Source organism: Cellulosimicrobium cellulans (genome assembly GCF_016921195.1).
In the GTDB taxonomy this organism is placed as follows: domain Bacteria; phylum Actinomycetota; class Actinomycetes; order Actinomycetales; family Cellulomonadaceae; genus Cellulosimicrobium; species Cellulosimicrobium cellulans_F.
Map to the genome: position 1 here is coordinate 40486 of NZ_JAFGYF010000005.1, position 12624 is coordinate 53109.

The 12624-nt window shown below is 74.9% G+C and carries 9 protein-coding genes; 4 read left to right on the forward strand and 5 right to left on the reverse strand.

Going from position 1 to position 12624, the window contains the following annotated elements:
- Positions 1-19 precede the first annotated feature (19 nt).
- On the reverse strand, positions 20-1228 hold the full coding sequence (locus JN535_RS12070; RefSeq protein ID WP_205205812.1) for an AAA family ATPase: 1209 nt from the start codon (positions 1226-1228) through the stop codon (positions 20-22).
- 208 nt (positions 1229-1436) lie between these two features.
- On the opposite strand from JN535_RS12070, the gene JN535_RS12075 reads away from it, so the two are divergent.
- Complete coding sequence (locus JN535_RS12075) at positions 1437-2096, forward strand: manganese efflux pump MntP (protein WP_307868639.1); 660 nt, start codon at positions 1437-1439, stop codon at positions 2094-2096.
- Between the two features lie 82 nt (positions 2097-2178).
- On the opposite strand, the gene JN535_RS12080 is transcribed toward JN535_RS12075, so the two are convergent.
- Genes JN535_RS12080 through JN535_RS12095 form a run of 4 tightly spaced genes read right to left on the reverse strand, consistent with a single transcriptional unit; the run spans position 2179 to position 7542 of the window.
- The gene (locus JN535_RS12080; protein ID WP_205205814.1) at positions 2179-2586 is read right to left on the reverse strand and encodes a RidA family protein; all 408 of its coding nucleotides are present in this window, start codon (positions 2584-2586) and stop codon (positions 2179-2181) included.
- Positions 2587-2639: 53 nt separating this feature from the next.
- Positions 2640-4007, reverse strand: coding sequence for an alanine racemase (locus JN535_RS12085; protein WP_205205815.1), 1368 nt, complete (start codon positions 4005-4007; stop codon positions 2640-2642).
- Positions 4004-5731, reverse strand: a complete 1728-nt coding sequence (locus JN535_RS12090; RefSeq protein ID WP_205205816.1) for an N-acyl-D-amino-acid deacylase family protein — start codon at positions 5729-5731, stop codon at positions 4004-4006. The genes JN535_RS12085 and JN535_RS12090 overlap by 4 nt, the downstream gene beginning before the upstream one ends.
- Entirely contained in the window at positions 5728-7542 is a 1815-nt protein-coding gene (locus JN535_RS12095; protein ID WP_307868642.1) for a beta-N-acetylhexosaminidase, read from the reverse strand. Before JN535_RS12095 ends, JN535_RS12090 begins: the two co-directional genes overlap by 4 nt.
- A 266-nt stretch (positions 7543-7808) precedes the next feature.
- On the opposite strand from JN535_RS12095, the gene JN535_RS12100 reads away from it, so the two are divergent.
- From JN535_RS12100 to JN535_RS12110, 3 genes are all read left to right on the forward strand, one after another.
- Positions 7809-8840: a LacI family DNA-binding transcriptional regulator gene (locus JN535_RS12100; protein WP_205205817.1), complete on the forward strand. Its 1032-nt coding sequence runs from the start codon at positions 7809-7811 to the stop codon at positions 8838-8840.
- Positions 8841-9286: 446 nt separating this feature from the next.
- Positions 9287-10969, forward strand: a complete 1683-nt coding sequence (locus JN535_RS12105) for a glycoside hydrolase family 13 protein (RefSeq protein ID WP_205205996.1) — start codon at positions 9287-9289, stop codon at positions 10967-10969.
- 133 nt (positions 10970-11102) lie between these two features.
- Positions 11103-12503 carry an extracellular solute-binding protein gene (locus JN535_RS12110; protein ID WP_205205818.1) on the forward strand — a complete coding sequence of 467 codons (1401 nt, stop codon included), beginning with the start codon at positions 11103-11105 and terminating at the stop codon, positions 12501-12503.
- Positions 12504-12624 lie beyond the last annotated feature (121 nt).

A 12624-nucleotide genomic window follows, 5' to 3' on the forward strand; every position in this document is an offset into this window, starting at 1 on the left:
CCCCGGTGCCGGTCCCTCGTCAGCGCCGGGGCCAGCTCCACGCGGGCTGGTCGAGCCGACCTTCGCGCCCCGCGACGGTCGTGTCGCCGGACGGCGAGCGGACGAGCTCGACCTCCTGGAGGTCGTCGGGTCCGGGCAGGTCTGCCGTGCCCGACGCCGTCGCGTCCCGCAACGCCTCGACGAGGGGTCGCGCGTGGGTCACCACGACGACCTGTGTCTCGCGCGCCGCGGCGTGAACGAGCGCGCCGAGGGCGGGCAGCAGGTCGGGGTGCAGGCTCGTCTCGGGCTCGTTGAGCACGAGGAGCCGGGGCGGACGCGGCGAGAGCAGCGCGGCGACGAGGAACAGGTACCGCAGCGTGCCGTCGCTCAGCTCGGCGCCGGTGAGCGGTCGCAGGAGGCCGCGCTCGTGCAGGGACAGCTCGAAGCGCCCGTCGTCGGCCTGCACCGCGAGGCGGCTCCCGGGGAACGCGCGCGCGACGGCCTCGTCGAGCTCGTCGCCGCGACCGAGGTCACGCACGGTCTCGAGCGCCGCGGCGAGGTCCGCACCGTCGTGGGCGAGGACCGGCGTGCGGGTGCCGACCTGCGGCGCGCGTGCCGGCGCGCCGGCGTCCGTGCGCAGCTGGTCGTAGAAGCGCCACGAGCGCAGGGCCTCCCGCACCGCGACGACCTCCGGTGCGCCCAGGGGGTCGACGAGCTCGGTGAGCACGCTGTCGAACGGTCGGAGCCGGGCGGGCGAGGACACCCAGCCACCGGCGTCGTCCCGCGCGCGGACGGCTGGTCCGCGCCGCTCGACCTGGAGCGTCGCGGGGCGCGGGGTCGGTCCTGACCAGATCGTCTCGACCTTGATCTCCGGGTCGAGGCCGAAGGCGGATCCCGGGTGCTGCGGCAGCCCGAGGTCGACGGCGTAGCCGAGGTCGCCCGGAGCGGCGCCCGCGAACCCCAGCCGCAGCGCGACGGGCGCGGTCCGCCGGGTGCCCTGCACCGGGCCGCCGTCGCGCACGGCACGACCCACGTGCTCCGGCCCGGCCCACAGCGTGGACCGCAGCCCGCCCTCGCGCGCGACGGCGCCCAGCGCGCCACCGAGCGCGCACTCGGCGAGCAGGCGCAGCGCACGGTACAGGCTCGACTTGCCCGTCCCGTTGGCCCCGGTCACGACCGTGAGCCGGCCGAGCGGCAGGACCAGGCTGCGCAGGGACCGGTACCCCTCGACGGCGATCGTCGCGAGCATCGTCACCTCCGCCCGGCAGGCTACGCGCCGCGTCCCACGCGGAGCGCAGCGAGGTGGGCGGGCCGTACCCGAGAGTGCGGACGTCCGGATCCAGGAATGGGGGAGAACGCGTCCAGGAATGTCGCCCACCGCGTCCCGAAATGCCGAGATCAGCGTCACCGCGACGCACCTGGACGCCTTCCTGTGGCGCTTTTTAGGCTGCTTTCCCGTGGGAATTCTCGAGCTCGTGGTGGTCGCGTTCGCGCTCGCGACGGACGCGTTCGCCGTGGCGCTCGCGCAGGGCACCCGGATGCGGCGCCCGACGTGGCGGGAGACCGCGCGCGTCGCGGTCCTCTTCGGCCTCTTCCAGGCCCTCATGCCGCTCGCCGGCTGGGCGCTGTCGACGTGGTTCGCCGACGCGGTCGCCGGCGTGGCGCCGTGGATCGCGTGCGGGATGCTCGCGTTCGTGGGCGCGCACATGGTCAAGGAGGGCCTCCAGGACGAGGCCGGGCACGCCGTCGAGCACGTGGAGGGACGCGCGGGGGAGCGCGCTGCGGGCACCGACGGCGGTGCCCTCGGTGCGCAGACCGCCGTCGCGACGCTCGCGCCGCCCGTGACCCGGCGCCCGCGCGTGGCCTACCGCGTGCTGCTCCCGCTGGCGATCGCGACGTCGATCGACGCGGCCGCCTCGGGCGTCACGTTCGCGGTGCTCGGCGTCCCGATCCTCCCCGCCGTCGCGCTCGTGGGCGTCGTGACGCTCGTGCTGTCCGGGCTCGGGGTGCGGGCCGGCGCGCGGGTGGGCGAGCGCCTCGGCCGCTGGGCGACCGTGGCCGGCGGCGTCGTGCTCGTCCTGCTCGGACTGCGCATCCTGCTCGCGCACCTGCTCTGACCCGCCGACCGGCTGTGGACGGAAAAGGGCCCGGTTCTCGACCGAGAACCGGGCCCTTTCGTGCGCACCGCGCGGGGCGGGATCAGCCGGTGATGGCGAAGGCGTCGATCTCGACGAGCATCTCCTCGCGCGGCAGGCCCGTGAACACCGTGGTGCGGCTCGGGAGCACGCCGTTCGTGGTGTGCTGTGCGACGAACGCCCCGTAGGCGTCGTTCATGATCGGGAAGTCCTCGCGCTGGGTGAGGTAGACGCGCAGCATGACGACGTCGTCGAACGTCGCGCCGGACGCCTCGACGACGGCCTTGACGTTCTCGAGCGTGCGCGTGGTCTGCGCGGCGACGTCGCCGGGGTACAGGTACTCGTTCGTCGCAGGGTCGACGGGGCCCTGGCCCGAGACCTGGACGAACGGGCCCTTGCGCACGCCCTGGTGGAACGTGTGCGCGGGCGCCGGGGCGTCGGGGGTCGAGATCGCGGTCTTCTCGCTGGTCATGGTGTCCTCTCGGTTGTTCGGGGTCGCTGGGTGGACGCGGTCACGGGCGGTGGTCAGAGGTCGATGGTCGCGAGGTCCACGACGTCGTCGCCGCGCACGACGGCGGCCACGCGCCAGCGGTCGAAGGTCGTGCAGGGGTGGGAGATGCCGAACCCGACGACGTCGCCCGGGCGGACATGGGCGGTCGCGGGGCCGGTGACCTGGCTGGCACCTGCCTCGCCCGCGTCGAGGGCGAGGTAGAGGTGCTGGTCGTTGAGGGCGGTGACACGCGTCCCGGCGAGCTCGCGCGCGGGCAGCCAGCCGTCGTCGGACTGCGAGCGCAGCCACAGCGCGACGGGCAGGTCGATGTCGAACGACACGTCGCGGCGCCCGATGCCGCAGATCGCGAGACCCGGCTCCGGGACCGAGAGCACCTGGCCCCAGACGGTCGCGGCGCCCCGCAGCGGCTGGGCACCGGGGATCCGGCTCCACGGGTCGGTGCGGGTGTAGAAGCCGTGGTCGTGCGTCACGTACGCGCCCGAGCGCACGACGACGCGGACCTCGACCTCGCTCCCGTCGCCGCCCGGGACCGGTCCGGGCAGCTCGGCGAGCACGACGTCGAGGAACGAGCTGCCGCCGGCCGACAGCACGAGCGGCTCGTCGACGCCCGCGAGGCCCTCGCGGACGAACGCGGTGCCGAGGTCGCGCAGCCCGTCGCACCATGCGGCCACGGCGGCGAGCTCGTCGTCGGTCGTGCCGCCCGCGACGGAGCCCTCGTACCCCGTGGCGCCGAGCAGCCGCAGGCCGGACGCCCGGACGGCGCGCGCGAGGTCGAGCGCCGCGGCGGTGCTGCGCACGCCGGTGCGCCCGCCCGGGACGCCGAGCTCGACGAGCACGCCGAGGCGCGCCCGGACGACGGCGGGCGCGTCGGCCAAACCGCGCGCGAGCAGGTCGACGCCGTGCGGCGAGTCCACGCACAGCCACACCTCGTCAGGGGCCCCGTCGAGGACGCCCGACAGGTCGTCCCGCAGCCACGCGATCTCGCGCGGGTCGAGCAGCTCGTTCGCGAGCAGGACGCGCGGCACGCCCCAGTCGCGCACCGTCCGGAGCTGCGCGGGCGTCGCGACGGTCGCGCCCCACGCGCCCGCGGCGGCCTGCCGCGCGTAGAGGGCGCGCGACATCGTCGTCTTCACGTGCGGTGCGTGCTCGACGCCGCGCTCCGCGCACACACGCGCGACCACGCCGACGTTGTGGTCGAGCGTCGCGTCGTCGAGCGTGAGCAGCGGCCAGGAGAACGCGTCGTCGGTGACGCGCGGGGAGCCCGCGAGCACGTCCGCGACGGTGGTCTCCGCCCGGAGCCGCAGGCCCTTGGTCCGGGGCCCGACGACGTCGCGCGCCCAGGGGCGATCGGGGTCCGTCGCGCCGTGCGTGGTGCCGGTCATGGGGTCCTCCTCGGGAGTGGGGCTCTCGTGCTGGACGGGGACGGGTCGCGGCTCACGCCGGCGGTCCGCCCGTACCGGGGGCGCAGCGGCCGCCCCGGGAGGGCGTCGGTGAGCGAGCCGTCGCGCAGGACGGGCACGCCCGCCACCAGCACGTCGTCCACGCCCGACGCCGGGCGGCGCGGGTCCTCGTACGTCGCCTCGTCGCGCACCCGGTCGGGGTCGACGAGCGCGAGGTCCGCGACCGCCCCGGGCGCGACCACGCCGCGCCGGGCGAGCGTGAACCGCGCGGCGGGCCGCGCGGACAGGTGCGTGACGGCGTCGTGCCACGTCCAGTCCCCGAGCGTACGCACGTGCTCGGCGAGGAAGCGCGCGAAGGCACCCCACCCGCGCGGGTGGGGGCGGCCACCCCCTCCGACCGGCGCGTAGATCGCGTCGGACCCGCCGACGTGCGCCCGGTGGCGCAGGAGGGCGCGCACGGACTCGGGCGAGTTGGTCGGGGGCTGGGCGAACACGCACGAGGCGCGAAGGCGCGTCGCGACGAGCAGGTGCACCGCGGCCTCGGCGGGGGTCAGACCCAGGCGCGCGGCGACGTCGGGCAGGGTCATGCCCTCGGCCCAGGAGAGGTCGACGGCGGGCTCGCCCGCCGGCGCGCCTGCCGACGACCCCGTGGGGACCGCGGCCAGCGTCACCCGGGGCCACAGGTCGGTCAGGGCGGGAAAGTGCTCGCGGTGCAGGCGGTCGAGGACGGCCGGATCGGTCAGCGCGGCCACGGTCGCGTCGACGTCGGCGATGGGCAGCCAGGTCGGCAGGGACACCATCGACAGGATCGAGCAGCCGCGCAGGTAGGGATAGGAGTCGAACGTGACGTCCAGCCTCTGGGCGTGGGCGTCGTCGACGTACCCCAGCAGCTCCGCCGCCGGGCCGTGGTAGTGCGAGACGTGCGTCGCGACCCCGGACGCGCGCGCCACGCGCACGAGCTCCGCGAACGCCGGGCCGGCCTTGTCCTCGTAGCCGCGCATGTGCGACACGTGCGGGAGGCCGCGCGCCGCGAGGACGCGGGCGAGAGCGACGAGCTCGGCCTCGTCGGCGTACGTCGCCGGGACGTACTCGAGCCCTGTGGACATCCCCAGCGCGCCGTCGTCGAGCGCGGCGGTGAGCAGCGCGCGCATGCGGTCCGTCTCGGCGGGCGTCGCGGCGCGGGCCGCCGGGCCCAGGACCGCGTAGCGGATCGTGCCGTGCGGGGCGAGGTACCCCACGTTGACGCGCGTCGTGCGGTCGTAGGTCGCGAGGAGGTCCGCGACGGACCCGCCGCGGAACGTGGGGTGATCGCCGTTGATCGCGGCGAAGTACCCGGTCGCCCAGGCCGCGGCGTCGTGCAGGCTCGACGGCGGGGCGTCGCCGGCGGCGTGCTGCTCTCCCGGGGTGGGCGAGGGCGCGTAGGACACCCCGTCCTGCCCGACGACGACGCTCGTCACGCCCTGGCGCAGCATCGCGAGCTGGACGTCCTCGTCGAGCACCGCGGCCTCGCCGTGCACATGCGCATCCACGAACCCCGGCAGCAGCAGCCGACCGTCCGCGTCGAGGACGTCGACGCCCTCGGGCGCGGCGGACCCGGCGGGGATGACGCTCTCGACCCGGCCCTCGCGGACGGTGACGTCGACGGGGGAGAAAGCAGCGCCGTCGGGCTCGACGAGCCGGGCGCCGCGGACCACGAGCGCGCTCACGCGGGGCCTCCCTCGTCCTCGTCGCGCCCCTCGACCCAGCCGCCCACGCCGCGCAGACCGCCCGCGGCGAGCTCGACCGCGCGGTCCCGCGGCCAGCCCGCGACGCCCGGCCGGGTCTGCCACGGGTGCGGGCCGTCGAGCGGCCGGTACTCGACCCCGTACGCGTCGAGGCGCGGCAGGTGGTGCGTCACCAGGCGCTCGCGGAACGCGCGCGACGCGGGCGAGCCGGGGGAGCGGTCCGCCTCGGGCGACCACATGACCTCGGCGAACGCCGCGAGGCGCGGGAACGCCGCGTAGTCGACGCGGCGCGCGGAGTCGAGGTGCTCGGACCACAGCTCGGCCTGACCGCCGAGGAGGGCGCCGGTGCGGCCCTCACCGGCGCGGTCCGGGTCCGTGCTCGCGACCGCGAGCCCGGCCGGCAACGGCTCGAACGCGTAGACGTCCTCGAGCGTGGTGAGGAAGCCGACGGGGATCGGCTCGTCGGGGGCGTCGCCGCCACGGTGGTCGAGGTACACGACCTGCTCGGGGGCCATGACGACGTCGTGGCCCGCCGCGAGCGCGTCCGCCCCCACGGCCCAGCCGCGCCACGACGTCACGACGACGTCGCGGGGGAGGCTGGGGCCGAACGCCTCGTCCCACACGACCGCGCGGCGCCCGCGCGACGCGACGTGCTCCGCGAGCCGGGCGAGGAACCAGCCGTGCAGACCGCCGACGTCGTCGAGGCCGAGCGCCTCCGCGCGCGCGACGATCGCGGGGTCCTCGCGCCACAGCGTCGTCGGCACCTCGTCGCCGCCGATCGCCACGAACGGCGCGTCGAAGACCTCCAGCACCTCGTCGAGCACGTGCCGGAAGAACGTCAGCGACTCCTCGGACGGGTCGAGCACCTCGGTGCTCACGCCCCAGGTCGTGCGGACCTCGTGCGGACGCTTGCGCGTGCCGAGCTCGGGGTACGCCGCCACGGCGGCCTCGACGTGCCCCGGCGCGTCGATCTCCGGCACGACCGTCACGCCGCGCTCGCGCGCGTAGGCAACGATCTCGCGCAGGTCGTCCTGGGTGTAGTAGCCGCCGTGGGGGCGGCCGTCGAGCACGCCGGCGCGCCACGTGCCGACGCCCGACTCGCGCCGCCACGCCCCGACCTCCGTGAGGCGCGGGTAGCGCGCGATCTCCATGCGCCACCCCTGGTCGTCGGTGAGGTGCAGCTGCAGCATGTTGAGCCGGTGCGCCGCGGCGAGGTCGACGAACCGCAGCACGTCGGCCTTGGGCAGGAAGTGGCGCGCGACGTCGAGCAGCACGCCGCGCCACGCGAACCGGGGCTGATCGGTGATCGTGACGTGCGGGAGGACGAGCGTCGGTGGGGCGGCGGAGTCGGCCGGCGCGCGGCGGAACGCGTCCGGGCCGGCGAGCTGGCGGAGCGTCTGCGCGGCGGCGTGGGCACCGTCGAGGGCGCCGGCGTCCACGCGGACCCCGGTCGCGTCGATCGTGAGGCGGTAGCCCGAGGGCTGGAGGTCGCCGTCTCGCACGAACGTCACCGTGGTGCGGGGGTCGGAGGCGCCGGCGGGCGCCGAGGGCGTCGGGTCCGGCGGCCCGGTGGGCGAGAGGTCCGCCGGCACGAGGTCGAGGCCGAAGGCGTCCTCGGTCGCGCGGCGCCACCAGCGCGCGGCGGTGCGCAGCGCCGGGTCGGCGACGACCCGCGTCCCGTCGACGACGGCGGTCGTGCCCCCGCCGGGCGTCAGCGCCGCAGGAGCAGGGACGAGCCCGAACGGGTCCGTCGTGGACGCGAGGCGTGGCGCGGGCACCTTTTGGAAGGACACCGAACGAGCCTAGCCGCAACAACCGTCGTCCCCCCACCCCGGGATCCGCGTCCGGCTTCTCCTGCGCCGCGCTGTCGATACGCCGCCTCCCGCGCCGGGACGACATCGCGATCGGACCGGGCGCCATGACGGCTCCCACGGCGTGTTCGTCCGTGCCGGGAAGGGGTGCGCGGTCGACCAGAAACCGAGGGCATGCCGACGCAAGCGTGCGTTCGGTCGCCCCGGATTCACGCAAGCGGCTTGCAACGGCGCGTATAGTCGACGGCATGTCGAGACGTCTGGCGGAGGTCGCCACCAAGGTCGGTGTCAGCGAGGCCACCGTGAGCCGCGTGCTCAACGGGAAGCCCGGGGTGTCGCAGGCGACGCGCGACGCGGTGCTCACCGCGCTCGACGTCCTCGGCTACGAGCGGCCGACCAAGCTGCGCGGCGAGCGCGGGCGCCTCGTCGGGCTCGTCCTCCCCGAGCTCGTCAACCCGATCTTCCCGGCGTTCGCCGAGGTCATCGGGGGTGCGCTCGCGCAGCAGGGCTTCACCCCGGTGCTGTGCACGCGCACCGCGGGCGGAGTCACGGAGGCCGAGTACATCGACCTGCTCCTGGGCCAGCACGTGTCGGGCGTGATCTTCGCGGGCGGCTTCTACGCCGAGCGCCAGGCCGACCACGCGCACTTCCGCCGCCTCGAGAAGCTCGGCCTGCCGGTCGTGCTCATGAACGCCTCGATCGAGGACCTGGACTTCCCGCGCGTCTCGTGCGACGACCTCGTCGCGATGAACCAGGCGCTCGGCCACGTGCTCTCGCTCGGCCACGAGAGGGTCGGGCTGCTGCTCGGCCCGGCCGACCACGTGCCGTCGGAGCGCAAGCTCGCCGCGGCGCAGGCGTTCGCCGAGCGGCAGGGCCACGTGCTCGACCCGGCGCTCGTCGTGCACTCCCAGTACTCGCTGGAGAGCGGCCAGGCCGCGGCGAACCGGCTGCTCGAGGCCGGGGCGACCGCGATCGTGTGCGCGAGCGACCCGCTCGCCCTCGGTGCCGTGCGTGCGGTGCGGCGCGCGGGGCTCGACGTCCCGGCCGACGTCTCCGTCGTCGGCTACGACGACTCGAACCTCATGAACTCCACCGACCCGGCGCTGACCACCGTCCGCCAGCCGATCGAGCCCATGGGCCGCGCCGCCGTCGACCTGCTCGCGAGCATGATCGCGGGCGCGGACGTCTCGCGCGACGAGCTCCTGTTCGAGCCAGAGCTCGTCGTGCGCGGCTCGACCGCCGCGGCGCACACCGCCGGCCGCGAGGCGACCGCCTCCTAGCCCACACACCCCACTCCCGCAGGGCCCCGGCCCGGCCGCTAGCGCGCCGGACCGGGGCCCTCGTCGTCGTGCCCGCCCGCGGTCGCCGAACCGGGGGTCGTCGGCGCCGCGGAGGTCGAGCCCGTCGATATCCCCGGGTTCGGCGCGCTCCGTAAGGAGCCGTAGGTCTCTCGGCGTCGAGAGATAGCGTTTCGATAACGGTGCTGTCGGGTTCTTGCGCGCATCTTGTCGGCTAGTTACAGTCGTCCACGACGGCGCGGTCGGCACCCGGTGCACGACGACCGTCCCGGGGCCCACCCGGTCGGATCGGACGCAGTGCGCAGCAGGCGAGGCACGGCCCCCGGGCACGTGCAGCCCACGAACTCACGGAAGAGGACGCGGTGAGCAACGATCACCCCCGAGTCGCCGACGGCGAACCCACCCCCGACGCGACCCTCGCGCAGGCGGTGCGGGAGCCGGCGGCGGCGTCGCCCGACTGGTGGCGCAGCGCCGTGATCTACCAGGTGTACGTGCGCAGCTTCGCGGACGGGAACGGCGACGGCACCGGCGACCTCGCAGGCGTGCGCCAGCGCCTCGCCTACCTGCGCGACCTCGGGGTCGACGCGATCTGGTTCACCCCCTGGTACGTGTCCCCGCTCGCGGACGGCGGTTACGACGTCGCGGACTACCGCGCGATCGACCCCCAGTTCGGCACGCTGGCCGAGGCGGAGCAGCTCATCGCGGAGGCGCGCGAGCTCGGGATCCGCACGATCATCGACATCGTCCCCAACCACGTCTCGTCCGAGCACGAGTGGTTCCGGGCGGCCCTCGCGGCCGGTCCCGGGTCGCCGGAGCGCGAGCGCTTCTGGTTCCACCCGGGCAAGGGCGAGGACGGGTCCCAGATCCCGACGCACTGGGTCTCGGAGTTCCAGGGCAGCACGTGGACGCGCACGACCAACCCCGACGGCACGCCCGGCGAGTGGTACCTGCACGTGTTCGCGCCCGAGCAGCCGGACCTCAACTGGAACCACCCCGACGTGCGCCGCGAGCACGAGGACATCCTGCGGTTCTGGTTCGACCGCGGCGCCGCGGGCATCCGCATCGACTCCGCGGCCCAGCTCGTCAAGGACCCGGCGCTGCCCGAGGTCCCCGCGCACCCCGGACCGGGCGAGCACCCGCACGTCGACCGCGACGAGCTGCACGACATCTACCGAGGCTGGCGTGCCGTCGCCGACTCCTACGAGGAGCCGCGCGTGCTCGTGGGCGAGGTGTGGCTCGCGGACCGGGCGCGGTTCGCGCAGTACCTGCGCCCGGACGAGATGCACACGGCGTTCAACTTCGACTTCATGGCGCGCCCGTGGGACGCGAAGGCGCTGCGCGAGTCGGTCCAGACGACGCTCGACGCGCACGCCCCGGTCGCGGCGCCCGCGACGTGGGTGCTGTCGAACCACGACGTGACGCGCCCGGTGACGCGCTACGGGCGCGAGGACAGCTCGTTCGCGTTCGCGACCAAGCGCTTCGGGACGCCGACGGACCTCGAGACCGGGCGCCGTCGGGCCCGCGCCGCGGCGCTGCTCTCGGCGGCGCTGCCGGGTTCGCTGTACCTCTACCAGGGCGACGAGCTCGGCCTGCCCGAGGTCGAGGACCTGCCACTCGACGCGATCCAGGACCCCATGCACTTCCGCTCCGACGGCGTCGACCCCGGTCGTGACGGCTGCCGCGTCCCCCTCCCGTGGACGCGCGGCGGCACGAGCCACGGGTTCGGGCCCGACGGCGGTGCTCGGCCCTGGCTGCCGCAGCCCGCGGGCTGGGGCGAGCTGTCCGTCGAGGCGCAGTCCGACGACGAGACGTCGATGCTCGCGCTCTACCGCCGCGTCCTCGCGACGCGGCGCGCGGAGCCCGCGCTGCACGGCGAGGCGTTCCGCTGGCTCGACTCCCTCGGCGGGGTCGCGCTCGGCGACGACGTGCTCGCGTTCACCCGCGGCGACGACGACCGCGCGGTCACGTGCGTCGTCAACCTCGGGGCCGAGGACGTCCCGCTGCCCGCGGACGCCGAGGTCCTCCTGCACAGCGGTACCCCGCACGGGACGGACGCGCCGGAGCCGCCGACGCGCCTCGCCCCCGACACCGCGGTCTGGCTGCGCGCATGACGGCGCGCACGAGCCGAGACGCCTGACCGCCACAGACCCCGGGCCGCGAGCCGGTCGGCCCGGTCACCCAGCACCCACCCAGCACACCCAGCACACCCAGCACACCCAGCACCACCGGAACACAGGAGTGACGATGAAGTCCACACGTCAGGCGATCGCCCTCACCCTCGCGGGGGCGCTCGCGATCAGCACGCTCGCCGCGTGCTCGAGCAGCGGCTCGGGCGAGGACGACGGCGGCAGCACCGACGGCGACGGGAAGGTCACCCTCAAGGTGGTCTCCCTGCTCCCCGGCTCCACCGAGGAGGCCGTCGCCGCGTTCGAGGCCCAGGTCGAGGAGTTCGAGGCGGCGAACCCCGACATCGACGTGGTGCCCGAGGAGTACGAGTGGAAGGCGACGACCTTCGCCGCCCAGCTCGCCGGCGGCACCCTGCCCGACGTCTTCGAGATCCCGTTCACCGACGCGAAGGGTCTGGTCGAGAACGGCCAGCTCGCGGACATGGACGAGCAGTTCCGCGCACTGCCCTACGCGGACAAGTTCAACCCGACGATCCTCGAGGCCGGCACCGGGGCGGACGGCAACGTCTACGCCATCCCCGCGAAGAACGCCTACCCGGTCGCCCTGCACTACAACCGGGCGCTCTTCGAGTCCGCCGGCCTGGACCCGGACCAGCCGCCGACCACGTGGGACGAGGTCCGCGAGTACGCGAAGAGGATCGCCGACGCGAACCCCGGTGTCGCGGGCTACGCGACGATGACGCAGAACAACACGGGTGGCTGGCAGCTCACCGCCCAGACCGTCTCGCGCGGCGGGCGCACCGTCGAGGTCGACGCCGATCAGAAGGCGACCGCGACGCTCGACAACGACGGCACCAAGGAGACGCTCGAGTTCCTCAAGGCGCTGCGCTGGGACGACAACTCGATGGGCGCCAACTTCCTCCTCGACTGGGGCAGCATCAACCAGGAGTTCGCGGCGGGCCAGGTCGGCATGTTCACGTCCGGCTCGGACATCTACACCTCGCTCGTGCAGACGAACGCGATCGACCCGGCGATCTACGGGCTCGCCCCGATCCCGCTCGACGACGACCCCGACGCTGCGACGCTCACGGGCGGCACCCTCGCGGGGGTCCCGGCGAACGTGGACGACGAGGTGAAGGACGCGGCGATCAAGTGGATCGACTTCTTCTACCTCGCCAAGCTGGTCGACGAGGACCGGGCGGTGGCCGACGCGGAGACCCTCGCGGCGAACGACCAGCCCGTGGGCACCCCGGTCCTGCCGATGTTCTCCCAGGAGCAGTACGAGCTGAACCAGCAGTGGATCGCGGACTACGTCAACGTCCCGCTCGACCAGATGTCCGCGTTCACCGACAACATGTTCGACCTGCCGCTCGTGGGCGAGCCGTCGCAGAAGACCCAGGAGGTCTATGCGCTGCTCGACCCGATCGTCCAGGCGGTCCTGACCGACGAGAACGCCGACGTGGACGCGCTGCTCGAGCAGGCGAACACCGAGGCGCAGGCCCTGCTCGACCAGGGCTGACAGCCGGGCCGCGCGGACCGCACCGTCCGCGCGACCCGGTCGCAGACCCGGGTCGGCCGGCAGCGCCCCCTGCCGGCCGACCCGTACCCCGCCGGTGCCCGACGGCGCGACGCACCTCGCG

Bases quoted from the DNA above. Each gene is read 5' to 3' on its own strand.
- JN535_RS12085 (WP_205205815.1), bottom strand. From the start codon at position 4,007: ATGACCGGCACCACGCACGGCGCGACGGACCCCGATCGCCCCTGGGCG.
- JN535_RS12110 (WP_205205818.1), top strand. From the start codon at position 11,103: ATGAAGTCCACACGTCAGGCGATCGCCCTCACCCTCGCGGGGGCGCTC.
- JN535_RS12100 (WP_205205817.1), top strand. From the start codon at position 7,809: ATGTCGAGACGTCTGGCGGAGGTCGCCACCAAGGTCGGTGTCAGCGAG.
- JN535_RS12080 (WP_205205814.1), bottom strand. From the start codon at position 2,586: ATGACCAGCGAGAAGACCGCGATCTCGACCCCCGACGCCCCGGCGCCC.
- JN535_RS12070 (WP_205205812.1), bottom strand. From the start codon at position 1,228: ATGCTCGCGACGATCGCCGTCGAGGGGTACCGGTCCCTGCGCAGCCTG.